Genomic DNA, 26,803 nt, shown 5'->3' with positions numbered 1-26,803 from the left:
GCGGTCCCACCGCATACCGTATTGATGTTCGACTGCGAATCCATCGACGGTGCGCCGGTACCGCGGCCACGCCGTCGTCCACCTTCGGATTGACGCCGTTACTACGATACTCCACGCGTTTCAAGCGCTTTTACCGGAATTATATAAAAGCGCTTGCAGTATTGCAAACCGGCCATTTCGCGTCAATGTCGAACCCGTTCGACACGCCGATTGCAGGCCGTTTTGCATTTCGTTGTGCAAGCGTTATCATGCAATAGTCACGAAAACGAAGAACATGTTGAAACGCTTGCATGCAAGCGTTTGTATTCAAGGAGGAACACATGGTCGAAGCCACCGATCCCGCCCTGTGGTGGAAGCAGGCGGTCGTATATCAGGTCTATCCGCGCTCCTTCAAGGACACCAAGGGCGAGGGCCTCGGTCAGATCGCCGGCGTGACCGAGAAGATCGATTATCTGGCCGACCTTGGCGTCGACGCCATCTGGCTCAGCCCGTTCTACCCCTCCCAGCTCGCCGACGGCGGCTATGACGTGGACGACTACCGCAACGTCGACCCGAAGCTCGGCACCATGGACGACTTCGACGCGCTCGCCAAGGCCGCACATGAACGGAACATCAAGGTCGTCGTCGACATCGTCCCCAACCACAGCTCCAACCTGCACCCGTGGTTCCAGGAGGCGCTCGCCGCAGCTCCCGGCTCCCCGGAGCGCGACCGCTACATCTTCCGCGACGGCAAGGGCCCGAACGGCGACATCCCTCCCAGCAACTGGGAGAACCACTTCGGCGGCCCGGCCTGGACCCGCGTGCCCGACGGCCAGTGGTACCTGCACATGTTCACCAAGGAGCAGCCCGACTGGAACTGGAACAACCGCGAGGTGCGCGAGGACTTCCTCAAGACCCTGCGCTTCTGGCTCGACCACGGCGCCGACGGCTTCCGCGTGGACGTCGCCCACGGCCTCGCCAAGGACCTCGACCGCGACGACCTCGACAACTACGTCGTGTGGTGCACCTCCGACCAGCCGGACGACGGCTCCCACCCGGTCATCGACCGCGACGAGGTCCACGAGATCTACCACGAGTGGCGCAAGGTCTTCAACGAGTACAACCCGCCGGCGTTCGCCGTCGCCGAGGCGTGGGTGCAGCCCAACCGCCAGTACCTGTACGCCAGCCCGGACGACCTCGGCCAGATTTTCAACTTCGAGTTCGCCAAGAAGGACTGGATCCGCGACAACATGCACCAGGCCATCGAGGAGGGCATCGAAAGCGCCGAACGCTCCGGCTCCTCCGCCACGTGGGTGATGAGCAACCACGACGTGGTGCGCCACGCCACCCGCTACGGACTGCCGCAGGTGCCGACCAGCGAATACCACCAGCTCGCCAAGGACTGGGTGCTGCGCGACGGCACCACCTATCCGCTTGACAAGGCGCTTGGCACCAAGCGCGCCCGCGCCGCGATCCTCATGGAGATGGCGCTGCCCGGCTCCGCCTACGTCTACCAGGGCGAGGAGCTCGGCCTGTTCGAAGTGGCCGACATCCCGTGGGACCGCGTCGAGGACCCGTCCGGCCACCGCACCTCGCAGGCCGCGTCCACCAAGGGCCGCGACGGCTGCCGCGTGCCGCTGCCGTGGACGGCCGATCCGGTGAACTCCTACGGCTTCACGCCGGCCACCAAGGCCGACGGCACCCCGGCCGAGGAAGCCCACCTGCCCCAGCCGGCGTGGTACAAGGACTTCGCCGCCGACGCCGAGGCCGCCGATCCGGACTCGATGCTCAACCTGTACCGCCGCACGCTGGCCCTGCGCCACAAGCTGCAGACCAACGACCTGAGCCTCGAATGGCTGCCCGAGGACCGTTCCACGGGCAAGCCGGACGGCGCGAACGGCTTCACCGGCGGCACGATCGCCTACAAGCGCGCCAACGGCTGGGCGTCGATCACCAACTTCGGCGCCGACCCGGTCGACCTGCCCGCCGGCGAGGTGCTCCTCACCTCCGGCCCGCTGACCGACGACGGCAAGCTCCCCCAGGACACCTCCGCCTGGATCCAGCTCGCCTGATTTCCATCCGCCCTGGCTCCTCCTTTCTTGGCCCCCTCTGACGAGGGGGCTCCCGGCGGAGCCGGGTGGGGGAGAGACCACTCAAAAGACTTACCCAAAACTCAACGCAGAGAAAAAGGAAAGAACAATGACAACAGCAAGCGCGGCCCCGATCCGCAACACCCCGGCCGAGAAGTGGCGTTACGTCGCCGGCTTCATGGCCTTCGCCGTCCTCTCCGGCGTCGCCTTCTTCGGCACGATGTCCGTGCTGGTCCCGCAGCGACTGCGCGCGGACCTCGGCATGGGCGCCGTCGAGTCGACCGCCGCCCTCGGCGCGATCAACTCCGCCGGCTCCATCGCCTCAATCTTCATCGCCCTGTTCATCGGCGCGCTGTCCGACCGTACCCGCAGCAAGTGGGGCAAGCGCACCCCGTGGATCTTCACCGGCGCGTTCATCTACGGCGTCTGCTTCTGGTCGCTGAGCCGCCCGTCCACCGCCGTCCTCATCGGCATCTTCTACGTGCTCGCCCTCGTCGGCCTCAACATGGTGCAGGCCCCGATCTACGCCCTCATCTCCGACCGCGTCGAGGAATCCAACCGTGCGACCGTCTCCGCGGCCATCGGCGGCGGCGGCGTGATCGGCCAGGGCATCGGCACGCTCATCGGCTCCCGCTTCATGGAGAACGTCGAGGTCGGCTTCATCTGCACCGGCCTGTGCGCCCTCGCCGCCGGCCTGCTCGCCGTGTTCCTCACCCCGAAGGAGCCGTCCAGCAAGGACGCCCCGAAGGACACCTCCAAGTCCATGGGCAAGGTCATCCTCGAGTCCCTCACCCCGCCGCTCAAGAACTGCGGCGACTTCTACCGCGCGTTCATCTGCCGCACCTGCCTCATCGTCGCCTATCAGATGATCTTCAGCTACCAGCTGTACATCCTGACCGACCACATCGGCGACTCCGACAAGCAGGCCGCCAACGCCATGGTGGTCATCTCCACGCTCACCATGGTCGCCTCCCTCATCGCATCCCTGATCTCCGGCCCGATCGCCGACGCGCTCCACCGCCGCAAGGCCCCGATCGCCGTCGCCTGCGCCGTGTTCGCCATCGGTCTGGCCATGCCGTGGATCTTCCCGACCGAGATGGGCATGTTCCTCTTCGGCGGCATCGCCTCCTTCGGCTACGGCATGTACCTGTCCGTCGACCAGGCGCTGAACGTGGACGTCCTGCCGAACAAGGAGACCGCCGGCAAGGACCTCGGCTTCATGAACATCGCCACCTGCGCCGGCCAGGCCATCGGCGTGGCGATCACCTCCAGCATCGTCGCCGCCACCCACTCCTACAACATCGTGTTCCCGACCGCCATCGCCATGGCCGCGATCGCCGCGATCGCCGTCCTCGGCATCAAGCGCGTCAAGTAACACGCATCGACTTCCGTGGTCCGCTCCGGCGGACTGCGGAAGAGAATCCCCGCACTTCTCCTACGGCCCGTCAGGAACGGGCCGCGGGAGAGACCACACTTCCCTTCATTCCCTTTCCAACAGTGGGCCCCGCCGTTTCCAACCGGCGGGGCCCACGCCTTTTTGCCTGTCGTCCGTGATTTCGTGTGCTGGGAGGCGGCCAGCGCAAGTATTCCCGGAGATTAACCCACTCGTCCGGGAATGATTGTGCTGCCGCCACGTCAGCGCAACTATTCCCGGATGATGGGGATGATTTCCGGGATTTCTTGTGCCGAGACGGGGGGCTATGGGCGATGGGCGACGACGGCCGGCCGTCCGTTGCGCGGTATAGTCTGTACTGTTCTGCTCAGGCATAGGCTAACTAGGAAAGAGGCACATGATGGTGGACGCGCATGACGCGGAGACGTACACGGCGGAAGGTTCCCGCCTCATCTGGATCGACTGCGAGATGACCGGACTCGACATCTTCGGCGGCGACGAGCTCGTCGAAGTGTCCGTCGTCCCCACCGACTTCGACCTCAACGTGCTCGACGAGGGCGTCGACTACGTCATCAAGCCGAGCGACAAGGCCGTGGCGCACATGAACGACTTCGTACGCCAGATGCACACCCGCTCCGGCCTCATCAACGAGTGGGAGCACGGCCTCAGTCTCGAAGAGGCCGAGAAGAAGGTCACCGAATACGTGCTGCGCTTCACGCCGGACGGCGTCAAGCCGCTGCTCGCCGGCAACACGATCGGAAGCGACAAGAAGTTCCTCGACCATTACATGCCGAACCTGATGAGCCACCTGCACTACCGCAGCATCGACGTGAGCACGTTCAAGGAGCTCGCCCGCCGCTGGTATCCGGCCGTGTACGAGAACCGTCCGCCGAAGAACGGCGGCCACCGCGCCCTCGCGGACATCATCGAATCGCTCGACGAGCTGCGCTACTACCGCGCCGCCGTCATGGCCGCCGCCCCCGGCCCGGACGCCGCCGAAGCCGCGCGCATCCGCGACGAGATCGTCGCCACCAGCCTCAACGCCAAGGCCGAATAGCCGCATAGGGGCATCACGGGGCATGAGACAATCCGAGGCGCTCGCGATCCTCAACGCCGGGGCGAACGTGTTCCTGACGGGCGCGCCCGGCGCGGGCAAGACGTACGCGTTGAACGAGTTCATCCGCCAAGCCCGCGCGGACGGCGCGAGCGTCGCCGTGACCGCTTCGACCGGCATCGCCGCCACGCACGTCGACGGACAGACCATCCACTCGTGGAGCGGTGTGGGACTCGCCAACGTGCTCGACGCGAAACTGCTCAAAACCATCAAGACGCGTCGCAGACGCAAGATCCAGGCGACCGACGTGCTCGTCATCGACGAGGTGTCGATGCTGCACGCGTGGCTGTTCGACATGGTCGACCAGGTGTGCCGCGAGATACGCCACGACCCGCGCCCGTTCGGCGGCCTGCAGGTCGTGCTCTCCGGCGATTTCTTCCAGCTGCCGCCCGTTTCCGTGTCCGGCCGCAACCGCGACGTGATCCCGCCCACCCCCGAGTTCACGGCGTCGCGCGAACGCTACGCGCGCGCCGGACTCAACCCGGAGGGCTTCGTCACCGAATCATTGGTCTGGCCGGAACTCGATCCGGTCGTCTGCTATCTGACCGAACAGCATCGCCAGGATGACGGCCGACTGCTCACCGTGCTCACGCACATCCGCGAAAGCCGCGTCGACGACGCCGACCGTGACGCGCTCGTCACGCGGCTCGGCGTCGCGCCCGAACCCGGCGTCGTCGCCACGCACCTGTTCCCCGTGAACCGGCAGGCCGACAACCTCAACGACCTCAGGCTCGCGAGCATCATGCTCGACAGCCACGAGTTCCACGCCGAGCAGGCGGGACCGGCGAACCTCGTCGAACGGCTCAAACGCAACATGCTCGCCCCCGAACGGCTCGTGCTCAAGGAAGGCGCGGCCGTCATGGCCCTGCGCAACGACGCCGACCGCCAGTTCGTGAACGGCTCGCTCGGCACCGTGCGCGGCTTCGCGAACGAGAACAAGGGCGGCTGGCCGATCGTCGCATTCGAGAATGGCAACATCGTCACGATGAAACCCGCCACATGGGAGATGATGGACGGCGACACCGTGCTCGCATCCGTCTCGCAGGTGCCGTTGCGCTGCGCGTGGGGCATCACGATCCACAAGTCGCAGGGCATGACGCTCGACCGAGCCGTCATGGACCTCAAACGCACGTTCGCGCCCGGCATGGGCTACGTGGCGCTCTCCCGCGTCGAATCGCTCGACGGACTGTATCTCGAAGGCGTCAACAACCGCATGTTCACGGTCTCGCCCGACGCGGTCGCCTTGGACGGCGACCTCAGGGAGGCGTCCGCCGCCGCCTCCGACCTGCTCGCCGGGCAGGGTGCCGCCGCGTTCAAGCCGGGCGCCGGCTCCGACGACGGATTCGGGCTGGACGGCGTGCCCGGGGGAGCCGCCCCCGGCGACGAATTCGCCCAAGCCGCGCTCTTCTGACCGCCTTCGGCTGCCGTGCCCGTAACGGGTTCTTCGCATTTCGGCGTGCAGGGGTGGGTTTGGAGGACATGTCTGGAGCCGGGCTTCTCTTTCTCGCTTGACAGGGGTGCATTCTCACTGTTCCGGACTGCCATCTGCGTTACGAGGGGTACTTGATCAAGGTTTATCCGGGGCGCAGGTGCCGCAATGGTCGTAATGCACCTCGATGAGGCACCCTCAGGTACCCCTCATACGCAAGCTGTCTCCGGAGAACGATGGGGAAGCACCCCTGCCAAACGAGAATGCGGCGGAATGGCGACCGCTCGCTTCCAATCTGCCACGGCACCCTCCGGATTGGTCGCGGTTCCCTCCCGGACTGCCGCGGTTCCCTCCGCATCCGTCCGTGTTTTCCCGTGGAAAACCGTGGAACGAGTCATGATGACAGGGGAACGAACCTGTGTCGTCCACGTTCGTTGACGCGGGCGGGGTACCAATCCGCCCGCCTCGCGCATCGTGTGGGACAATGGGATGAGAAATCATCGCGGAGGAGGGTGTCATGGCGGACGACAAGCACATCGACGACGCGGATGACGTACGAATCGACATCGAACACGGCGACGTCACGGACGATGAAGCGGACGACGATGCGGACGATATGTTCCGCGAGCTCGGTGACGACGCCGCGGAACCGTATGACGACGGCACGACTCCGGACGCGACCGACTCGCCGGGCGCAAACGGTACGGGTACGGACGCACCCGTGACGGGCATCGGTGACGGCGGAACCGCGGCGGCGCGGCGTCGGCCGAAGCTGCTCGTCGCCGCGCTCGTCGCCGTGTTCGCGGCGGGCGTCGTGTTCGCCGGCGTGGCCGTCACCCGCTCAATCCTCGACCTCAACGCGCGCAACCACGCGTCCGCGCTCGCCTACTGCCGCCGGGAACGCGCGCAATACACGGAGACGCTCACCGGCTACACGCCCGTCGCACGGCAGGCCGCCGCGCTGCTCAAGGACACGGCGTCGATCACCGGCAGCGAGTCACGCGACCGGCTCCAACAGCAGATGGACAACATGCACGACGCCGACGTGACCGCTCCCGCCAAACAGGACTGCGCGGCGGACGCGCACACCGCCGACATCGCCGCGCTCGGCGACCGGTACGCGGCCGCGGCGAGCGCCATGGCCGACGGGCTCATCTCCATCCGCTACGACGCGGACACGCTCGAACAGATGAAGGACGGATTGAACGCGCAGGACGCGCGCGAACAGCTGACCACGCTCATCGCGCGCGGAAAACTCGCCTACGACCGGTCCGCGGGCAAGGCGGACGAGACGGCGCGCGGCACGCTCAAGAACGCGATCGACACGGCGCAGGCCGTGCTCGACACGACGCCGTCCGACCAGAGCGACGCCGTGAACGAGCAGATCCAACCGTTGAGCGAGGCGACGGCCAAGGTGATCGCGCTGATGCCGCTCGACTGCCATTTCGCCGACTGCGTGGCCCTCACCTTCGACGATGGACCGAACAAGCAGACCACGCCGAAAGTGCTCGACGCCTTGAAGGCGGCCGGCGTGCCCGCCACGTTCTTTCTGCAGGGGCAGTTCGTCAGCGGGTCGAACGTGAAGCTCGTGGGGCGCATGGCCGCCGAAGGGCATAGCGTCGGATCGATGTCATGGCGGCACACGCAGATGCACGCGATGCCCGCCAGCCAGCTCGCCAAATGGTTCAAGGACACTGATTCGGTGATCTCGTCGGCTTCCGGCAAGCCGGTCACGCTGTTCCGGCCGCCGGACGGCGCGTGGAGCGACACGCTGCGCGACCAAGCCAAGGCGAACGGGCAGGCGATGATTCTGTGGGGCGTGGACTCGGGCGACTGGGGCAAGCTCGACGCCGCCGAGATCGAGAAGCGCACGCTCGACGGCGTCTACTCCGGCTCGATCATCTCGCTGCGCGACGGGAACCCCGAAACCGTGAAGGCGCTGCCGGGAATCATCAAGGAGTTGCAGGCAAAGGGATACCACATCGTCACCGTGGACACGTTGCTCGCCGGCGACATCCAACCGGGCTCCGTCGCCTACGGCCTCAACGACGTGCAGTAAGCGCCGGCGCCCGTCGGGTTCACCAACGGCCGGCGATCGGGGTGCCGCAGTCGGGGCAGCGGGCGGTGACGGTAGTGTCGGTGGTATCGCCCGTATCGCTCATACGGTTCTCGATGATGCGGTACCAGTCGCGGACCACGAGCGGGGCGCGGCAATCCGGATTCGGGCAGAACGTGGTGTCGCCCTCACGGTCGTGCACGTTGCCGGTGTACACGTACCGCAATCCCTCATCCATCGCGATGCGCCGCGCGCGCGTGAGCGTCGCGTGCGGCGTGGGCGGCACGTCGGTCATCTTCCACGCCGGGTGGAACGCCGAGAAATGCAACGGGACGTCCGGGCCGAGCGTTTCGCGGATCCACGCGCATTCCGCATGCAACTGCGCGTCGTCGTCGTTGAGACCGGGGATGAGCAGCGTCGTCAACTCCACCCACACGTGACGGCCGTCCGGCGTGCGCGCCTCGTTCACCGCATAGTCGATCGTGTCGAGCACGTCCTTCAGGTGCGTGCCGGTCACCTTCCAATAGAACTCCTCGGTGAAGCCCTTCAGATCGATGTTCGCCGCATCCATCGCCGCGTAGAAGTCGGGGCGGGCCGGCGCGGCCATATAGCCGGCGGTCACCGCGATCGGGTGGACGCCGCGCTCCCGGCACGCCCACGCCGTGTCGATCACGTACTCGGCGAACACGATCGGATCGTTGTAGGTGAACGCCACCGAACCGATGCCGCGGTCGGCCGCGACGGCCGCGATCCTCTCCGGCGACGCCTCCACGCCCAGACGGTCGAAGTCGCGCGCACGCGAGATATCCCAGTTCTGGCAGAACCGGCACGCCGAATTGCAGCCGGCCGTGCCGAAACTCAGGACGCTCGAACCCGGGTGGAAATGGTTGAGCGGCTTCTTCTCCACCGGGTCCACGGCGAACCCGGAACTGCGGCCGTACGTGTCCGAATAGATCGCGCCGCCGTGATTCGAGCGCACGAAGCAGAATCCACGCTGGCCGGGCTTCAGCACGCACCGGCGCGGGCACAGCTCGCAACGCGCGCGGTCGGTGCCGTCGGCGAAGCGGGTCTGCCAACGACCGAGGGCGGGATCGGTTGTGGCGGGGGATGTGGGGGATTCGGAGGTGCCCCGGACTTGGTCAGTGGTCGGCATAGGCGGTCACCTCGTAGCGCTCGCAGACGATCTCGCCGTCGCGCCAGTCGAGCGCGGCGTCGAGGCCGGCCTTGGCGAGCAGATGCGTGACGAAATCATGCGGATTCGGCAGCTGCTCCCACACCTGCGGCAGGAACGTGGCGCGACGTCGCTCATCCCGTTCGGCGAGGACGAGACCGTCCTTGCCGGGACGCAGCGCGCGCTCCAACTCGTTGCGCGAGCGCACCGGGTGCTCAGACGGGACGGCGACCATGCGGCCGTCGTCGCCGCGCCGCCATTCGGGCGTCACGACGAGAATCGGCTCCGGCTTCGAAAGCACCGACACCTCCACGTCGAGCAGCGGATACTCCTCCGCGACGACCGGGAAGAAGCGCGGATCATGGATCGCCGCATCCACCGCGTGCTCGGCGACGTCGCGGCCGAGCGGCTGATGCGCCTCCAACGCGCCGATGCACCCGCGCAACTCGCCGCCCTCAGTCAACGTGACGAAGCTCGCGCCCGGCTCGTCCAACCACGGGTGCGCGGCGATGATCGACGTTACGGAATCCTCCGAAGCGGTGGCCATGTCCGGTTCTCCATCCAATCCGAGATGCTCGCGGATCGCCGCCCGTGCCAACCGCAACAGCACGTTGCCGCGCGGTTCGTCGGTATGGGCGTCGTCGGCATGGACGGTGGCGGAGTCGCCCACGTCGGCGATGGCGGCATCATCGGTGTCGGCGTGAGTGTCGCCGCGCGGTTCGTCGTCCTCCCACACGGCGAACGACGCGTAGCCGACCACCGCCTCGTCCGGATTGCGCATCGCCGGGCGTTCCTCGCCCGCGATCGCGACCACGCCGTCATCGCCGGATGTGGACCGGCCAAGCAGCCGCAACGTGAACGGCGAAGACGTCTTGGCGGTACCGGCCGGACCGCCTGCCGAAGAACCAGCCGGACTGTCGGGCGCCGGAGCCAGCCCGCGCGTCAGCACATCCAACAGGCCGTTGACCGGATACGCGCCGCATGCGCGGTCCGGGCGGATCGGTCCGTCAAGCCGCCCGATTGCGTCGATGGTCGCGTCATCCAACGCCCGCGCGTACTCCTGCGGATGGTAATGCGACAAATCGGAGCTGATCACGATCACCGTCTCCGGGCCGCCCCACAGGGCGCGCAGCACGTCGCCCACCTCGCGCGGGCTCGCATCGCCTGCGTTCAGGGGCACGATCTCGATGTCCGGGCCGAGCACGGTCTGCAGGAACGGGATCTGCACTTCGACCGCATGCTCGCGCGCATGCGTCGGATCGTTCACAATCAGGGCCGGAGCGGGGGCGCCAGGCGCGGCACGCATGCCGGAGGTCAGCGGCTCGGCGGATGCATCGTCTTGCGTGAGCCCCAACGCGCGCTTCTCCGACGCGGTATCGATGGGGACCACGCCGAGGGGCGTGGCGAACGCATCGGCGCTCGGGGCCGCGACGCCGCGCACCGCCACACGATGCGTCGGCCCGACGATCACCGCGCGCGTGATGCGACCACGCCCACGTTCGAGCAGCGCATAGGCGAGCGCCGCCGTCGTACCAGAATACACGTAGCCGGCGTGCGGTACAATCACCGCCTTCGGCGTGCCATGCGGCAACGGGGTCGCTTCCTGCGGCAACGAGGCCGAGGCTGTCGCTCCTGCGTCCGTGCCCGTGACCGGGGATTTTGCCGCGCTCGCCGTCACAGGCGCGCCGGCATCCGCGCCGGCGAGCTTCGCGATGAGTTCGCGCCCGTACTCGAGTTGACGGTCGAGCATCCGCTTCAGCACCACGCGGTCGGCCGGGTAGAACGCGCCCGCCACCGCCGCCGGACGGATACGATTCGCTTGTGCTTTCGACACTTTCGGCTGTGTCATATCGACCACCCCCATCCCATTCTATGTTCGTCGGGGTGGTTTTTCTCCGGACAGTGCGTCCGGGCGCTTCGTGCCGAAGCCGCCGCGGAGTATATCGCTTCCTCGACCGCCATGGTCGCAACGGGAGGAGCGAAGAGGAATCGGAAGAATCTTCGGTGCGGGCCGAGAGGGGGCAGGTATCGTGCATGGTTCTGCTGTGTACGTGCATGGTTCTGCTGTGTACGTGCATGGTTTTGCTACGAACGTGCATGGTGCTGCGACGAATGTGCATGGTTCATAGCCGAACCTGTAGGATTCCGGGATGAACCTGTGCGGCATGGCCCTGAAGATCCGACGAAAGGTCTGATGAGCCGACACCTATTTCGGCGGAATTCCGGGCTTTTCCGTTGCTCATTCCGTGCCGGGAACGGCGGTCTTCAGCACCACACCCTACACGTTGGCACATGCGAGCTACACATCACCGGCTGAATCATGCACATTGATGCTCGAACCATACACATTCGCCTCTCGACCATGCACATCACCACCTCGACCATGCACATTCGCGTGATGCATTCACGTGACGATTGGCGCTTGGCCCCGTCGGTCCCTACCGCAGCTGGCTGATGCGGACGGCGAGGGTCCGCATCGTCCGCAGGCTCGCCTCGTAGCGGGCGGCCGCCACGATGAGCACCACGCCGCCGATCAGCAGCCACACCCACCAGAACTGGCGGGAGAACACGGCCAGCCACGGCCACAGCACGGTGATCATGTGCACCACCAGCACCGCCGTGCCATAAATGAGCGGTGCCTGAAGCCCGCGCAGCGCACCCCACAGCAGCATGCCCAGCGCGATGCCGAACAGGATGAGCGCCCTCGGGAACGACAGCGGCGAAGTCCAGCTCACCAGCAGCGACGGCACCGTGAGCAGGGTGAGCGCCGGCCACAGGGCCGTCCAACTGCGTATGCGCGGCCACACCATCAGCCAGCGGACTCCGACGGCCAACGCTCCCATGCCGATCGCCCCGCAGATGAGGTCGGCCGGCATGTACGGCCGTGGCGCAATCAGCGTGTTGAGGAGCAGGAACACGGTCGCCAGCGCGGCGAACGCCGTGACGATCGCGCCGGCCACGTCCACGCCCCGCGCCTTCGTCACGATCACTGGCTGCTGGGGTTGCGGGGGTTGCGGGGGTATCACCGGCGTGCGCGGTGCGGGCATCTGCGGCTGTGGAGCCGGCATCGGAGGCGTATTCGGCATCGGGACCGGCGCCTGAACCGGCATCGGAGCCACCGGTGCCGTCGAAGACGGGGATGGTGCCGGTTGCGGTGATGCCATCGGTTGCGCCGGTGCAGCCGGTCGTCCATATCCGGGATGATTCGCGGAAGCGAAGCCGGATTCGACCGGATACGGTTCGACCGGATACGGTCCGACCGGATACGGTTCTGTCGGATATGAGCCCGCCGGATACGGTGCCGCCTGATATGGCCCGACCGGATGCGGCTGTACCGGATAAGGCTGTACCGGATAAGGCTGCACCGGATAAGGCCCCGCCGGATGTACGGCCGCCGGATAGTGGTTTGTCGGATAGGGATTCGCCGGATACACGGGGTATCGCGAAGCGGGAACCCCAGCGCCGGGAACCCCCGGAACAGGAGGCGCCGCGACCGGAGGCGCCGTCACCGCGCCGGCCGTCGGTCCTGGGGCCGGAATCCCCGTCATCGCACCAACCGCCGGTCCCGCAACCGCCGGTCCCGCCGTCGGCGCGGGCCCGACCGGCCTCGCCCCGATCATCTCCAGACCGCCTGTCACTATCTCCCTCCGCACCCGTTCGAGCCTGCGCGTCGGCCGGGCCGCACGCATCCACGCGCATCCCGTCGCGGCCAGCAGCCCCACGAACGCCGCCATCGCCGTCACAAGCGCCGGAATCCCGTCGCGTCCGAATTCGCCGCACACCATGATGAGCAGCACGATCGCGCCGTTCAACGCGGCCGCCACCCGTTCCGCCAGACTCACGACCGGCCTGCCGCCAGCCTTCTCGGCAGTTGCGCCTTTCCCGGTCGTATCCTTCCCGGTCGCGTCAGTCCCGTTCACATCCTTCCCGGCCGCCGGCAGACCCGCCCCAGCCGCTTCCGTCCCGGCGCTCGCGCCCGCCTCAAGCGCGCCCGCCTCAAGCTCAGACGTATCCTCCTCCCGCGGCCCCGGCATCACGCACGCGGCGATCGCCGCCGCCGAGGCCACGAGGATCGCCGGCAGATACGCCCACATGCGCCGGGTCTCCGACGGCATGGTCAGCGGGAACAAGCGCAGGACCAGCGTGGTCGAGACCGCCAGCACCCAGATGATCGCGCTGACCGGCACGAACCGCAGTCCGGTCGGCAGTGGACGCCCGTCGCGCACCGACGGACGGACGTACGTGACGGCGAGCACGCCCATCCACGCGCCGACCATGACGGGCAGCAGCGCGGCCGACACCCACAGCAGGTGCCCGTAGTCGGTGGCCATCGCGAATTCGATCGACCCGAAGACGAGAATCACCGTGGCGACGACGAGCGCGGCGATCGCCTCGAAGTCGGGGATGGCCCGTCGCGCGTCGGCGGGCAACGTGACGGCGAGCAGCGTCGCCGTCACGCCCGCGAGCGCGCATTGGACGACGATGCGTTGCGGATCGTCGTCGATGGGCAGCGCGTACGCCATCATCAGCGCGGCGAACGGCATCGCGAACACGGCGTACAGCGAGTACGCGCGCAGCGGCGGCATTCCGCCGGGCAGCGGAATGCGCCGCAGTCCGAGCCCCGCCGCCGCGACGACGAACAGCATCGCGCCGCAGATGAACGATGCGGGTTTGCCGGCGATGTGCGGTTCGTTGATCGTGGAGACGAGGATCGCGCCGATGGCGAGCGCGATGAGTCCCGCCCATGCGAGGCCTTCCGCGGTGACGCGTAGCCGCGGCGTGAGCGCGACGGCCACGCCGACGGCGATCGCGCCTACCGCGCTCACGCACGCGGCGCGACCCACGTCGCCGAGCAGTCCGTAGGCGAACCATGCGAACGCGAACACGGCGATGACGACGAGTGCGACGCCGAGCGCGAGCAGCAGCGTCTGCACGGTGGACCGGTGCGGCGGTTGCGCGGTGGACCGGTGCGGCGGTTGCGCGGTGGACCGGTGCGGCGGTTGCGCGGTCGCGCCCGTTCGCGCGGTTGATTGCGGTGATTGCGACGATTGTGGTGATTGTGGTGGCTGCGTCGATGTCGGAGTCGATGATGCCGGTGATTGCGGTGATGCCGGTTGTGGTGGTTGCTGTTGCGTCATTGCTCGTCCCCTTCGTATGTCCCCGTCCATTCTCCCACGTGGCTGACGAAATTCCAAGATTCGTCACGGCCCGCTGCCAGCCCTATGCCGCATGGTGCCAATGCCGATGCCGGTATCGCTGCTGCTGCCAGTGTTGGTGCCAGTGTTGGTGCCGCTGCCGGTCCGGCCCCCGGAATCGACCGCTCCTATCGTTTCGGCGCAACTTTTCCCGGAGATATGCGGCTTCGTCCGGGAATAGTTGTGCTGAGCCCGTGTCAGTGCAAGGATTCCCGGCCGACGCGGTGATTTTCCGGGATTCTTTGCGCTGGGACGTCGTCAGCGCGAGGATTCCCGGATGAGTGGGCTGATTTCCGGGAATAGTCGCGCTGAAGGGTGGTGGGACATGAGGTGCCGGGGCTGCATCGGGTGGTTTGGCGTTGTTGGATGATTCGGAGTTGCGGTCGAACCGGTGTCATCGGTTGGTTTGGTGTTATCGGTCGAATCGGTGCCGTCGGCTGGTTCGGTGTTGTCGTCGGTGTTGTCGGTTGATTTGAATATCGTGGAGCGCATGACTTCCAATACCCTTCGTATGTCCACCCTGTTCCTGCGCACGTTGCGCGAGGACCCCGCCGACGCCGACGTCGATTCGGCGAAGCTGTTGCAGCGCGCCGGCTACATCCGCAAGGCCGCCCCCGGCATCTGGACCTGGCTGCCGCTGGGCCTGAAGGTCCTCAACAAGATCGAGGAGATCATCCGCGAGGAGATGGCCGGCATCGGTGCCCAGGAGGTGCACTTCCCGGCCCTGCTGCCGCGCGAACCGTACGAGGCCACCCACCGCTGGGAGGAGTACGGCGACAACATCTTCCGTCTCAAGGACCGCCACAAGGCCGACTACCTGCTGGCCCCCACGCACGAGGAGATGTTCACGCTCCTCGTCAAGGACATGTACTCGTCCTACAAGGACCTGCCGGTCGTCCTCTACCAGATCCAGACCAAGTACCGCGACGAGTTCCGTCCGCGCGCCGGCCTGATCCGCGGCCGTGAGTTCGTCATGAAGGACGCCTACTCGTTCAACATCGACGAGGAGGGCCTGAAGAAGGCGTACTACGACGAGCGCGGCGCCTACGAGCGCGTCTTCCAGCGTCTCGACCTCAAGTACGTGCCGGTGTTCGCGATGTCCGGCCCGATGGGCGGCTCCGCGTCCGAGGAGTTCCTTGCCCCGATGCCGATCGGCGAGGACACGTTCGCGCTCGCCCCGTCCGGCAAGGCGTGGAACGTGGAGGCGCTGCACACGCCCGAACTGCCCGAGGTCGACTGCTCCGCCACTCCGGCCGCGCACAAGGAGGCCACTCCGGACGCGAAGACCATCGACAAGATGATCGAGCGCGCCGACGCCGACCATCCGCGCGCCGACGGCCGCGGTTGGGCCGCCTCCGACATCCTCAAGAACGTGGCGATCACCGTCAAGCACCCCGAGGACGAGGACCACGACGAGCCGTGGCGCGAGGTCGTCGTCGTCGGCGTGCCCGGCGACCGCACGGTCGACATGAAGCGTCTCGAAGCGCAGTTCGCGCCCGCCGAGATCGAGGAGGCCACCGAGGACGATCTCAAGAAGCACCCGGAGCTGGTGCTCGGCTACATCGGACCGATGGTGCTCGGCCCGCAGGCCGAGAAGGCCGGTGTCGAGAACCCGTGCCGCTACTTCGTGGACGCCCACGTGGTCAAGGGCTCCGCATGGTTCACGGGCGCCGACGAGCATGAGGTCGACTACTACGATCTCGTCTACGGCCGTGACTTCGAGGCCGACGGCACCGTCGAGGCCGTCGAGGTCCGCCACGGCGACATGAGCCCGGACGGCTCCGGCCCGTTGAGCTTCGAGCGCGGCGTCGAGATCGGCCAGGTCTTCCAGCTCGGTCTCAAGTATTCGAAGGCGCTGGACCTGAAGGTCCTCGACCAGAACGGCAAGGCCGTTCCCGTGTGGATGGGCTGCTACGGCATCGGCGTCTCCCGCGTGCTCGCCTGCATCGCCGAAACGCATCACGACGAGCGTGGCCTCGCCTGGCCGAAGGTCTGCGCCCCCGCCCAGGTGCACGTGGTCGCCACCGGCAAGAACGCCGAGGCGTTCGACGGCGCGGAGAAGCTGGTCGAGGAGCTCGAGGCGAACGGCGTCGAGGTCATCTACGACGACCGCAAGAAGGTCTCCCCGGGCGTCAAGTTCAAGGACGCCGAGCTCATCGGCGTGCCCGTCATCGCCGTGGTCGGCCGCGACTTCGTCAACGACGGCACCATCGAGATCCGCGATCGCGACGGCGGGAACAAGGTGGTCGTCCCGGCCGCCGACGCCGTCAAGGAACTGCTCGAGCGCCTGTAAGCCGCGATCGTCGCGATTCATCGCAATCGTCGTGACGTCGATCACGTGACAGTGATCCGCCAAGTGCCGTGTGCCCGCCTCCCGCGGGCCACGGCACTTGTGATTAACGACGGTAACGGCGACGATGGCACCTATGATGAGGAAGACGGATAAGGAGACAACCATCATGACGAACACCCCCGGCACCCCCGCGGCCAACCCCGCGAAGACCTTCCACACGCCCCTCGTCACCCTGAACGACGGGCATCTCATCCCGCAGATCGGCCTCGGCGTCCTGCGCATCGACGACGAAGGCGTCGTGCCCGTCGTCGAAAGCGCGCTCGAAGCCGGCTACCGCCACATCGACGGCGCCGCCGGCTACAACAACGAGGCGGGCGTGGGCCGCGCGCTCGCCGCCACCGGCTACAACACGGGCGAGCAGCGCAAGAGCCTGTGGCTCACCACCAAGCTGCGCGACTCCCAGCAGGGCTACGATTCCGCGCTCAAGGCGTTCGACGACTCCCTCGCCAAACTCCAGGTCGACTACGTCGACATGTACATGATTCACTGGCCCACGCCGTTCGACTGGCGCAGCGGCGAGACGTGGAAGGCGTTCACGAAGCTGCGCGAGGAAGGCCGCGTCAAGACGCTCGGCGTGTGCAACTTCCTGCCCGAGCACCTGGAGAGACTGCACGAGGAGACCGGCGAATGGCCGGCCATCGACCAGATCGAACTGCACCCCACGTGGCAGCAGCGCGAGGTCGTCGCCTTCTGCAAGGCGCACGGCATCGCCGTCGAAGCGTATTCGCCGATGGCCCGCGGCGCCGACCTCAACGCCGGCGACGGCACGATCGAACGCATCGCCGCAGCGCACGGCGTCACGCCCGCCCAGGTGATCCTGCGCTGGCACATCGAGAACGGCACGATCATCATCCCCAAGTCCGTACACGCGGACCGTCAGCGCCAGAACCTCGACCTGTTCGGCTTCGTGCTCGAACCGGCCGAACACGCCGCGATCGACGCGCTCGACGGCCCCACCCGCGCCGGCCACGACCCCCTCACCTTCACCTACGCGTGAGCCGCCGTCATCATTCGCGCTTCCGTCGTCGCCGTTTCAGCGCGGAACGGCTCGTCGAGCGTGTGCTGATTCTCGTCATCCTCGCCGCGCTCGCCGGTGCGGCGATCGGTCTCGGTCTGCCGGAGATCAGTCCGACCGTCGCGAGCATCACCGGCGAGAGGGCGGCGACCGGACAGGCCGCTGACGTGCTCGCCACGCTCGCTGTCGACGACCAGCCGAACGCGTCCGGCTACAGCCGTGACGCGTTCGGCTACCGTGAGACCGACGATGACGGCGACGGCTGCGACATCCGCGAGGACATTCTCGCCCGCGATCTGAAGGACGTCACGTTCAAGGGCGCGACCGGCCGGTACGCGTGCACGGTCGCGTCCGGCACGCTCGACGATCCGTACACCGGCAAGACCATTCAGTTCACGCGTGGTGCGACGACGTCCGCCGCCGTGCAGATCGACCATGTGGTCGCGTTGGAGAACGCGTGGCAGTCGGGCGCGCGCGGCTGGGATACGGCGAAACGGTACCGTTACGGCAACGATCCGTACAATCTGCTCGCGGTCGACGGCCCCGCCAATCAGGAGAAGGGGTCCGCGTCCGCCGCGTACTGGCTGCCGACGAACGGCGCCTACCGCTGCGACTACGTGGCGCGGCAGATCGGCGTCAAATCGAAATACGGTCTCACCGTCACGTCCGCCGAAAAGGACGCGATGCTCGCCGTCCTCCACGCCTGCCCCGGCCAGGCAGTCCCCGCCGACCAGTGAGACGTGACTCCGGCCGGCGGGCGGTTCAGCGTTCCGGATCGTCCAGCAGCGGTGCGCGCCCCGCATCGTATTCGCGCAGCAGCCGACGCAGCAGGAACGTGGTGAAATACGGCGCGGTGAACACGTGTTCGCTGCTGCCGACATTGCCGGCGTGCAGTTTGACGCCGAACCGGATCTCCGGGTATGAATCCGAGGCGATGAGTGTGCGCATCGACTTCGCCGTGCCCTTGCGCGCCTTCACCTCGACCGGCACCAGCCATTCGTGGGTGCGTACGAAGAAGTCCTGTTCCAGCGTGGAGTCCTCCTTCTTGTAGTAGTAGAGTCCATAGCCGGATTTGCGCAATGCCTCGGCGGCGATGCTCTCGTACAACGCGCCCTTGTAGACGCCGAGGTTGCGGTTGGCGCGAAGGTCGTCGCTCGCCTCGTCGTCCAGCATGGCGACGAACAGGCCGGTGTCTCCGAAATAGAGCTTGAACTTGTTCTCGTCGTAGTTGCCTTTGAGCGGCAGTTCCGGGTAGGACAGGCAGTGACAGACGTTCACCATGCCGGATGATTCCAGCCATTCGACGCATCCACGGTAGTCCTTGAACCGGGCGCCACGCGCCACTTTGCTGATTTGGAACTTCTTGTTCTCCTTGGCAAGCTGCACGGGGATGTGGTTGAACACGTTGAGGATGCGCGCCTGGTCGAGACCGTCGGCGTATTTGCGGATGTCCTCCTGATAGTCGCCGATGAGCTGCCGTTGCATCTGCAACGTGCCTTCGAAAGTCCCGGTGCGGATGGACGAGGCGACGACCGCGGGCATGCCACCGAGCACGCAGTAGTCGAGGAACAGCGAGGAGAAGGTGTTCATCTCCACCTGGCTGAACGGCCGTGCCTCGCACAGATGGGCGAGCATGCCGTCCGCGGTGTCGTCGCCGTATCCGCGCGCCCACAGATATTCCTCGAAATCCATCGAATACATCTCGTAGTCGGTCTTGTACCCGACGCTGTTGCTTTCGATCTGCCGATACCCGATGCCGAGCATCGAACCGCTGCAGATCACGTCGAAACGCCCGTCGATCGCGAAGAACTTGAGCGTGGTCGCGATGTCCGGATGCGCCTGGATCTCATCGAAGAACAGGAGCGTTTCTCCGGGGATGAAGCGTTTCGACGGGTCGATGAGGGAGATGGCGCGGACGACGGCGTCCGCGGCGTAGCCGTCCGCCGTGATCGCGCGGTATTTCGGTTCCTCCACGAAGTTGATCTCCACGACGTTCGCGTAGTGGCTGCGTGCGAAACGACGGATCGTCTCGGTCTTGCCGACCTGACGCGGGCCTTTGATGATGAGGGGAAGCCGATGCGGATCGGATTTCCACGATTCGAGGAAACCGTCCGCGTTGCGCTTGAGATACGTCATGTTCCCCACCTTCCATGAATCGTTGCGATATGGCCGATTTTACACTTTTATGAGCGAGTTTTCTATGGTGAACAACATTTCCTGAGTGAGTTTTGCGATGATTTCACGATTTTATGAGGGATACTCCTGCGATGTATCGCATTTTATGAGGAAGATTGGTTTGGCGTGGGGCGGCAGGCGGGATGGTGGGCGGGTTGCGGCGCGCAACATGGGTGCGCTATACCGGTGTGCGGTGATTATGCGGTGACCATACGGTAATCGCGAGGGGGAGTGCGGCAAGTGCAGGATACCGGTGTTGAGAATGATGAGAATAATGATGAAGCGCGTGGCGATATGGTGCGTGGTGACGCGGTGCGTGGTGACGCTTCGCGCAAGGCGCTGAACGACGATCGCGTGGTGAGCGGCGCGGCGGCGACGAACGATCCGACCGTCGCGAACGCGCGGCGTCAGGGGCGCGGCTACGGACGCGGGCATGCGGTGCGCGCCACGCCCGACACCGCGGCCGGCAAAGGCTACGGCCGTCGGCACAGCGTCGACAAGCATCGCGACTACGTGAAGGCCGGCGGGCCGGAACGCGTCGCCTCCGAACTCGAGAAGGAACGCCAGCGGGCGCGCCACGAGGCCGGCGTCGTACGGCACGGGCACTCGCTGGCGAGCATCCTCGGCCCCGCGTTCGTGGCGGCCGTCGCCTACGTGGACCCGGGCAACGTGGCCGCGAACGTGACCTCCGGCGCGCGCTATGGGTACATGCTCATGTGGGTGCTGGTCGTCGCGAACGCGATGAGCGTGCTCATCCAATACCAGTCCGCGAAGCTCGGCATCGTCACCGGGCGCTCGCTGCCCGAACTGCTCGGCTCGCGCATGAGCGACGCCGGGCGCTTCATGTTCTTTATGCAGGCGGAGGTCATCGCCATCGCCACCGATCTGGCCGAGCTGATTGGCGGCGCCATCGCGTTGAACCTGCTGTTCGGCTTGCCGCTGTTCGCGGGAGGCGTGGTGATCGGCGCGGTGTCCACCGTGCTGCTCATGTTCGAAGGCGGTCGCACGCACCGCCTGTTCGAGAAGATGGTGATCGCGCTGCTGCTGGTCATCACGTTCGGGTTCATCGCGGGACTGTTCATCGCGCCTCCCGCGCCGGCCGACGTGCTCGGCGGCCTGATCCCGCGCTTCTCGAACCGTGATTCCGTGCTGATGGCCGCCTCGATGCTGGGCGCGACCGTCATGCCGCACGCGATCTACCTGCATTCGACATTGGTCAACGACCATTACGCGGGCGGCGAGGAACGTCCGACCACGCGCGAGCTGCTGCACGGGTCGAAGATCGACGTGTTCTGGGCGCTCGTGCTCGCCGGTACCGTGAACCTCGCGCTGCTGATCCTCGCCGCGAACTCGCTGCACGGCATGACCGGCACCGATTCGATCGAAGGCGCGCAGCATGCGATCGTGAGCGTGCTCGGCCCGGTGATCGGCACGATCTTCTCGATCGGACTGCTCGCCTCGTCGCTGAGCTCCACGTCGGTCGGCACCTACGCGGGTTCGGAGATCATGCACGGATTGCTGCGCATCAAGGCGCCGATGTGGGCGTGCCGCGTGGTCACGCTCGTGCCGGGCCTGATCGTGCTGTGGTTCGCGCCGAATCCCACCGAGGCGCTGGTCATCGGCCAGGTGATCCTCTCGATCGGCATCCCGTTCGCGATCATCCCGCTCCTGCGCTACACGCACGACCGCAAGCTGATGGGCGAGTACGTGGACGGCACGGTCAAGCACGTGATCTTCATCGCCGTGGCCGCGCTGATCGTGGCGCTCAACGTGCTGCTCATCGTGCTCACGCTGTTGGGCGTGGCGTAGCGGGGTGGGCTGGCCCCTTTCATGAGCCCCTCGGCTTGGAATTATTCGGGAATCGCATCGAGGGGCAAGATTCGGATGGCGATTCGTGCCCCTCGGTGAGGAATGGAGGATCATCCGCGCCGAGGGACAAGGATTCTTGCCTCTCGACGTCGAATTGAGCCCCATGTGTATCGAGGGACAAGAAATCCTGCCCCTCGACGAGAAATCAGGCATATTCCGCGTCGAGGGGCATGGATTTCGCGAGGCCTGCGGAATCGTGATTTCAAAAACCGCCATTTTCCAACGGTTCTTGGCTCTCCTTCACAGGCCATGGTGTTTGGGGCTTGCCCCTCGATGCCGAATCATCCGTAATCTCCATCGAGGGGCAGGAATCGTTGTCCCTCGACGACGGATCATGGCTATTCTGCGCCGAAGGGCAAGCCGAGCCTGGCCGGATGCTCGATAGGTCCTCATTCGAAAAGCAGGTCATAGCCCCAGCCATCATTCATGCCCACTCATCTCAGCACACCCGCTCACCTCAGCACTTCACTCTCACCCCACGCCAGCCCTCACCCCACACCAGCATCCACCTGCACCGGCACCTCACCGCAGCGGCTGCTCCACCGGGTGAAACGTGAACTCGGCTCCGCGCAGCATCAGCGATCGCGCGACACCGAACGCGTGTTCCGCCCGCGCATCGGCGTTGGCCATCGTCGCTCCCGTAGCGATGCGGATGATCCACCCGTGGCTGAGCAGCCGGTCGCGTTTCTCGCTGTCGCGCCGCCATTGGACTTTATCGGTGCGATGCTGGTCGCCGTCGTATTCGACGGCCACGCGCTGTTCCGGCCATGCCATGTCGAGCGTCATCGGAGCGCCGTTGGCGAACACCATGCCGGGCACCGTGTATCCCGTGACCGGGCGCGGGATGCCGTGCCGTATCAGGGCGAGCCGGTTGCGGGTCTCCATCGGCGAATCCACGCCGGCCATGATGTGTCGGCCTGCCGCGATGCACGCGCGTTTGCCTCGGAACGTCGGCAGTTCCGCGGCGAACGTGGCGAGGCCGTCGCGTATCTGGGTTGCGGTGCGTCCGTGATGTAATGAGGATTGCCGTGCGATCGCGGTGACGATCGCGTCGCCGAGCGCGATCAGTTCCTCGAACGGCAGGTGCGACGCGAGCTGCGCCCACGTGTGCGTCAGGTCCAATGCGTAGACGTGTCGGTTGACGCGTACCGGTTCGGCGTCGCCGAGCGCCCGCCAGACGTGTGGTTGCGTCGGGATGCCGCGTTTGCGTGTGCGGCGTTGTTTGGTGCTGGACACGGTGTGGAGGAGTGACGTGTCGAGGTCGCATGTGGCGGGAATCGGCACGGATTGGAGCATGAGCGAGGTGGTCATGCCGAACATCAGTTGGCGGCCGGCCGCCGTCGCCGCTTCGGTGCAGCGGCGTACGGCGTCGCGCCGCCGTTGCGCGAGATCGTCCGTCATGGTCGTCGCCGTGCCGCCTGCAATGGTGTGGTCCGTTCCGTTCATGGGTTCGACGGTAACGATGCGGGGGAGTGCGGCGCAAGCGTGCTCGGCAATGTGGTCGGAGCCCCCGTGAATCTTCACATTTGTGGGATTGCCAAAGGGGTCGGCGTTTCGCGCTTGGCCGGGTGGGTTCGCGATGGGTGCGATGATGTGTGGGGAACGTCGGTATTGCAACGGTTCGATATGTGATTGTCTGATTATGTGAGATGACGTCCGATGGATGGCAGCGTTGCCAAAAAGTGGACCTACGCGGGCGGCATTTCGTGCGGATGCGTTATTTTCGGTCGTCATGGAACGCCACGGTGATTGTGAAACCGGTTGCGGCTGGAAATCACCGTGACGGTGCCATGACGCGGTGCGTCCACCAATGAAGTATCCAGGTGCGGGCGGTTTGCATGGTCCGCGCCATGAGGAGGAAAACATGAAGAACCTACGAACAAGGGGCAGCGTCGCCGCGGCGATCGTAGCCGCCGCCGCGATGGTCCTATCGACCTTCGCCATCGCCCCGGCCTATGCCGCGGATAGCGTGTGCGACGTTTCTACGCAGAAGTCGTTTGAAAAAGCTCTCAACGGCACGTGCTCGACCATCGTCATTGCCGGCGATCATGGTACCGACAATGAGGTGCTGGCTTTCAATTATGGTCCGGAATTGATTACAGCCGGTGTGTTGTGGGGCAACACTCTTACTGGTTATGGCAAAGTTGCTACGGAGAAAGTAACGCGTGACGTCACTATCACGACCGCAGAAGATGGCAACGATGTAATCATGCGCAATGTGCAGTTCGATGTGCAATCGGGAGCGCACCTTACTTTTGCGGGCAAAGTGGTGTTGGACGATGCGGAACTTGCGGGAATCAGTATTGGGGGCCTTATCGGTCTCGGAACCAGCGGTACTCCTGCGGGTATTGATTACGGTGTCAGGGTTGCAGGTAACGCCACGTTCACCATGAACGACTTCTCCCGTATGGCGGTCGGTGCCGGCAACAGGACCAGTCAGGCGAATCGTGGTATCGTGCTTACCGGCAGTGGCGCTACTGTGAATCTCAACAGCACTGGCACCTACACGCAGAAGGGTCGTGCCGGCTTGGCCGCTATTGACCTTTCGGGGTTGGGTTTCCTAGGTGATCTCGTAGACACGCTCCTGGACCCGGTTCTTGGATTGCTCTCCTTTGACCGTACCGTCGACTACCCCACCGTGTGGGGCCGTGACGCAGCTGTGTACTCCGTGCCAGGTGCTGACACCACCATCAACATCACCAACGGCTCCTACTCGAACCAGAAGGACACCGAGGTGACCGGCACTCACGTGCTCAATGGTGCCGTTTCTACCTCCGGCACCGTCAACATCGGCGGTGAAGGCAATGCCGTGCAAATCAGCAGCACCAAGATCGGCAATGCCGTCGACAGCGAGCATAACGGTGTGTACACCGGCGGTACGCTCAACATCGACAATTCCGCGGCGCTGCTCAATCCCGGCACCGAGACGGACTCCAGTGCTCGCAAGAGCACTGACAGCTATGCTGTGGAACTTCGTGGCTCTGCCGTGATGAACCTTGTCAAGGGTACGGTCACGGACACCATTGACCGTTCCACTCTCACCACCAAGGGTACTCCGAAGGTCATCGAGTCCGAGCAGAATTCCAAGGTGAACATCCTTGCTTCCAAGCAGGGTGACGCGAACATCACCGCGAACGGCAGCTATTGGATCGAGCAGGTGCAGAAGCAGGGCGACAACACGTTTGCCGCTCAGGTGAACTCTACTGCGTCCACCACGCTGAACGATCCGGCTGGCGCCGACAACTATGAGTTGTGGACCAGCGGCGCGCAGTCCAGCGACAACGCGCTCACCCAGCTTGGGAACCTGCTGACCGCCGAGACCGCGGGCTCCACTCCGGCCGCTGCCAAGCTGAATGATTCCACCTACAAGGACGGCAAGCTCACCGCCGACTATGCCGACGCCACCAACCAGGCGATTTACGGGCGTAAGGTCATCTCCGACGGTTCCACGAGCGTCAGCCCGTTCCAGACGGTGAACATCTCCAAGGATAAGACCAAGGTCGGCGGCACCGTCACCCTGTATGGTGCGCCGTGGACCGGCACCTACACGCCGGGTGACTCCGCGCCGACCAAGGATGGCCAGCTGTTCGCCGGCTGGTATACCAGCCAGTCCCAGTGGGAGGCCGAGGACACCATTCAGGGTGAGTCGCTGAACAGCGGTACCACCGTTGATGCCGACGGCAACCAGCCGAAGCATCACGTGTGGGATGCGGGCTCCAAGTCTTGGAACGACACGATCGTTCTGGACAAGAGCAGCTACTCCGGTTCTCTCTACCCGCACTTCGTCGGGTCCAAGACCATCAAGGTGACTGGTCAGACTGCGTCCGCCAGCAAGGGTGACGGCTATCGCAATGTGCGTCTGCTGGCCGGCTTGGACAGCTACAACTTCAAGGGCGTCACGTTCGCGGTGATCTACAAGGGTTCGATCAAGGGCCTGTACAGTCACACCGCCTACGACTATGTGACGGAGAACGGCGAGAAGAAGGCGTTCGCTCTGAACCCGGCGTATATCGACGACCATAAAGACACGTCGAAGACGCCGACGTACACGGCGAAGGCCGCTCAGGACCAGGCCCGCTATCTGGCGACCGGCGTCATTTCGAATGTGCCGCTTGGTTCGACGTTCACCGTCGCTCCGAAGTGGACGACGCTTGACGGCACGGTCGTCAAGGGCGCCCGTCAGACGGTCACCCTGAGCCAGGACGGCAAGCTCACCATCGAGTGAGTCATAATCCGACAACTGCAAACAAGCAAAGTAGAAATACCGACAAAAGGAAACGAATATGAAGCCTTATGAGAAGCCGGAACTGGAGATTATCCAGCTGGTCGGTACTGACATCGTGTGCGAGTCGAACATGGGCGGCGGCGGTGACGCCGGCGGCGATAACGGCGGCATCGACTGGGGTGATGGCGACGGCAGCGGCGACCTCGACTGGGGCGACCTGTCCTGAGCCCATGCGTCCACGCCCGTGAGTTGACGGGCGTAGCGCGGTGGTCGGCTTCAGTGCCGTAAGCGGGGTGCGGCGACGTGAGTGGTCACGTCGCCGCGCCCCGCGTTTGTTGTATCAGCGATGATGCCGTTCGCGTGTGATGACGCGGGACGATGGCCGTCGGCGTTTCTCTCGCGGTTAATTCTTGATGAATATCGAACGTTCGCGTGCGATATGGTCGAGAATGCCCGGTATTGCAACGATTTCGGAGTGATTGACCAAATACGCGGAGCACGCTTTCGGGCGGATTTCGGCATGATGACGTGCGATATCCGACCAAATTTGTGGACGATGTCCCATTATGCGGTGAGGGGGAGGGCTACGTTGAATAGCAGGGGATGCCGCAGGGGACACGTGTAGGAAGTAAGGAGCGCGGCCACCGTACCGGCATCCGCCGATGAAGTTGCAGACGCGGCGGATTAGGCCGCGTCGGGAAGAGAGCAATCATGAGGAATCTACATATGAGGGGTGGCG

16 protein-coding genes are annotated in these 26,803 nt (G+C 65.3%); 11 read left to right on the top strand and 5 right to left on the bottom strand.

Going from position 1 to position 26,803, the window contains the following annotated elements; genetic code table 11:
• The first annotated feature begins 320 nt into the window (after positions 1-320).
• From AC1AYX_RS05150 to AC1AYX_RS05130, 5 genes are all read left to right on the top strand, one after another.
• Positions 321-2,051 carry a glycoside hydrolase family 13 protein gene (locus AC1AYX_RS05150; protein WP_476502499.1) on the top strand — a complete coding sequence of 577 codons (1,731 nt, stop codon included), beginning with the start codon at positions 321-323 and terminating at the stop codon, positions 2,049-2,051.
• Positions 2,052-2,178: 127 nt separating this feature from the next.
• On the top strand, positions 2,179-3,444 hold the full coding sequence (locus AC1AYX_RS05145) for an MFS transporter (RefSeq protein ID WP_476502498.1): 1,266 nt from the start codon (positions 2,179-2,181) through the stop codon (positions 3,442-3,444).
• A 418-nt stretch (positions 3,445-3,862) separates the two neighbouring features.
• Positions 3,863-4,519 (top strand): oligoribonuclease, encoded by a 657-nt coding sequence (orn, locus tag AC1AYX_RS05140; RefSeq protein ID WP_476502537.1) that lies wholly within the window; start codon positions 3,863-3,865, stop codon positions 4,517-4,519.
• A gap of 22 nt (positions 4,520-4,541) precedes the next feature.
• Positions 4,542-5,987, top strand: a complete 1,446-nt coding sequence (locus AC1AYX_RS05135) for a DEAD/DEAH box helicase (protein WP_476502497.1) — start codon at positions 4,542-4,544, stop codon at positions 5,985-5,987.
• A 535-nt stretch (positions 5,988-6,522) separates the two neighbouring features.
• Positions 6,523-8,064 (top strand): polysaccharide deacetylase family protein, encoded by a 1,542-nt coding sequence (locus tag AC1AYX_RS05130; protein ID WP_476502496.1) that lies wholly within the window; start codon positions 6,523-6,525, stop codon positions 8,062-8,064.
• A gap of 19 nt (positions 8,065-8,083) precedes the next feature.
• Here AC1AYX_RS05130 and amrS read toward each other — a convergent pair whose 3' ends face one another.
• The 3 genes from amrS to AC1AYX_RS05115 all read right to left on the bottom strand — a co-directional run bounded on the left by amrS (position 8,084) and on the right by AC1AYX_RS05115 (position 14,166).
• A complete protein-coding gene (gene amrS / locus AC1AYX_RS05125; protein ID WP_476502495.1) occupies positions 8,084-9,214 on the bottom strand; it encodes an AmmeMemoRadiSam system radical SAM enzyme in 1,131 nt (376 codons plus the stop codon).
• Positions 9,201-11,081: an AmmeMemoRadiSam system protein B gene (gene amrB / locus AC1AYX_RS05120; RefSeq protein WP_476502494.1), complete on the bottom strand. Its 1,881-nt coding sequence runs from the start codon at positions 11,079-11,081 to the stop codon at positions 9,201-9,203. The genes amrS and amrB overlap by 14 nt, the downstream gene beginning before the upstream one ends.
• 589 nt (positions 11,082-11,670) lie before the next feature.
• Positions 11,671-14,166, bottom strand: coding sequence for an SCO7613 C-terminal domain-containing membrane protein (locus AC1AYX_RS05115; RefSeq protein WP_476502493.1), 2,496 nt, complete (start codon positions 14,164-14,166; stop codon positions 11,671-11,673).
• A gap of 751 nt (positions 14,167-14,917) precedes the next feature.
• Between AC1AYX_RS05115 and AC1AYX_RS05110 the strand changes: the two genes are divergently transcribed.
• From AC1AYX_RS05110 to AC1AYX_RS05100, 3 genes are all read left to right on the top strand, one after another.
• Positions 14,918-16,720, top strand: coding sequence for a proline--tRNA ligase (locus AC1AYX_RS05110; RefSeq protein ID WP_476502492.1), 1,803 nt, complete (start codon positions 14,918-14,920; stop codon positions 16,718-16,720).
• 166 nt (positions 16,721-16,886) lie between these two features.
• On the top strand, positions 16,887-17,777 hold the full coding sequence (locus AC1AYX_RS05105) for an aldo/keto reductase (RefSeq protein ID WP_476502491.1): 891 nt from the start codon (positions 16,887-16,889) through the stop codon (positions 17,775-17,777).
• Positions 17,774-18,532 carry an HNH endonuclease family protein gene (locus AC1AYX_RS05100; protein WP_476502490.1) on the top strand — a complete coding sequence of 253 codons (759 nt, stop codon included), beginning with the start codon at positions 17,774-17,776 and terminating at the stop codon, positions 18,530-18,532. Before AC1AYX_RS05105 ends, AC1AYX_RS05100 begins: the two co-directional genes overlap by 4 nt.
• A 25-nt stretch (positions 18,533-18,557) precedes the next feature.
• Here AC1AYX_RS05100 and AC1AYX_RS05095 read toward each other — a convergent pair whose 3' ends face one another.
• The gene (locus tag AC1AYX_RS05095) at positions 18,558-19,931 is read right to left on the bottom strand and encodes an ATP-binding protein (protein ID WP_476502489.1); all 1,374 of its coding nucleotides are present in this window, start codon (positions 19,929-19,931) and stop codon (positions 18,558-18,560) included.
• 333 nt (positions 19,932-20,264) lie between these two features.
• Here AC1AYX_RS05095 and AC1AYX_RS05090 point away from each other — a divergent pair, with 333 nt between their 5' ends.
• On the top strand, positions 20,265-21,779 hold the full coding sequence (locus AC1AYX_RS05090) for an Nramp family divalent metal transporter (RefSeq protein WP_476502488.1): 1,515 nt from the start codon (positions 20,265-20,267) through the stop codon (positions 21,777-21,779).
• Between the two features lie 582 nt (positions 21,780-22,361).
• On the opposite strand, the gene AC1AYX_RS05085 is transcribed toward AC1AYX_RS05090, so the two are convergent.
• Positions 22,362-23,240, bottom strand: a complete 879-nt coding sequence (locus tag AC1AYX_RS05085; protein WP_476502487.1) for a hypothetical protein — start codon at positions 23,238-23,240, stop codon at positions 22,362-22,364.
• Between the two features lie 463 nt (positions 23,241-23,703).
• Between AC1AYX_RS05085 and AC1AYX_RS05080 the strand changes: the two genes are divergently transcribed.
• Together AC1AYX_RS05080 and AC1AYX_RS05075 are read left to right on the top strand one after the other, a co-directional pair.
• A complete protein-coding gene (locus AC1AYX_RS05080) occupies positions 23,704-26,064 on the top strand; it encodes an autotransporter outer membrane beta-barrel domain-containing protein (protein WP_476502486.1) in 2,361 nt (786 codons plus the stop codon).
• Positions 26,065-26,122: 58 nt separating this feature from the next.
• Positions 26,123-26,290 (top strand): hypothetical protein, encoded by a 168-nt coding sequence (locus tag AC1AYX_RS05075; RefSeq protein WP_476502485.1) that lies wholly within the window; start codon positions 26,123-26,125, stop codon positions 26,288-26,290.
• The last annotated feature ends 513 nt before the right edge of the window (positions 26,291-26,803 follow it).

This window comes from Bifidobacterium sp. LH_419, assembly GCF_056356955.1.
This window is presented reverse-complemented; position numbering and strand designations above follow the sequence as displayed.

What these genes read in the sequence shown, in the direction of transcription:
- AC1AYX_RS05145 (WP_476502498.1), top strand. Translation starts at nt 2,179, where the DNA reads ATGACAACAGCAAGCGCGGCCCCGATCCGCAACACCCCGGCCGAGAAG.
- AC1AYX_RS05095 (WP_476502489.1), bottom strand. Translation starts at nt 19,931, where the DNA reads ATGACGTATCTCAAGCGCAACGCGGACGGTTTCCTCGAATCGTGGAAA.
- AC1AYX_RS05105 (WP_476502491.1), top strand. Translation starts at nt 16,887, where the DNA reads ATGACGAACACCCCCGGCACCCCCGCGGCCAACCCCGCGAAGACCTTC.
- AC1AYX_RS05075 (WP_476502485.1), top strand. Translation starts at nt 26,123, where the DNA reads ATGAAGCCTTATGAGAAGCCGGAACTGGAGATTATCCAGCTGGTCGGT.
- orn (WP_476502537.1), top strand. Translation starts at nt 3,863, where the DNA reads ATGGTGGACGCGCATGACGCGGAGACGTACACGGCGGAAGGTTCCCGC.
- AC1AYX_RS05080 (WP_476502486.1), top strand. Translation starts at nt 23,704, where the DNA reads ATGAAGAACCTACGAACAAGGGGCAGCGTCGCCGCGGCGATCGTAGCC.
- AC1AYX_RS05090 (WP_476502488.1), top strand. Translation starts at nt 20,265, where the DNA reads ATGGTGCGTGGTGACGCGGTGCGTGGTGACGCTTCGCGCAAGGCGCTG.
- AC1AYX_RS05135 (WP_476502497.1), top strand. Translation starts at nt 4,542, where the DNA reads ATGAGACAATCCGAGGCGCTCGCGATCCTCAACGCCGGGGCGAACGTG.
- AC1AYX_RS05130 (WP_476502496.1), top strand. Translation starts at nt 6,523, where the DNA reads ATGGCGGACGACAAGCACATCGACGACGCGGATGACGTACGAATCGAC.
- amrB (WP_476502494.1), bottom strand. Translation starts at nt 11,081, where the DNA reads ATGACACAGCCGAAAGTGTCGAAAGCACAAGCGAATCGTATCCGTCCG.
- AC1AYX_RS05110 (WP_476502492.1), top strand. Translation starts at nt 14,918, where the DNA reads ATGACTTCCAATACCCTTCGTATGTCCACCCTGTTCCTGCGCACGTTG.
- amrS (WP_476502495.1), bottom strand. Translation starts at nt 9,214, where the DNA reads ATGCCGACCACTGACCAAGTCCGGGGCACCTCCGAATCCCCCACATCC.
- AC1AYX_RS05150 (WP_476502499.1), top strand. Translation starts at nt 321, where the DNA reads ATGGTCGAAGCCACCGATCCCGCCCTGTGGTGGAAGCAGGCGGTCGTA.
- AC1AYX_RS05085 (WP_476502487.1), bottom strand. Translation starts at nt 23,240, where the DNA reads ATGACGGACGATCTCGCGCAACGGCGGCGCGACGCCGTACGCCGCTGC.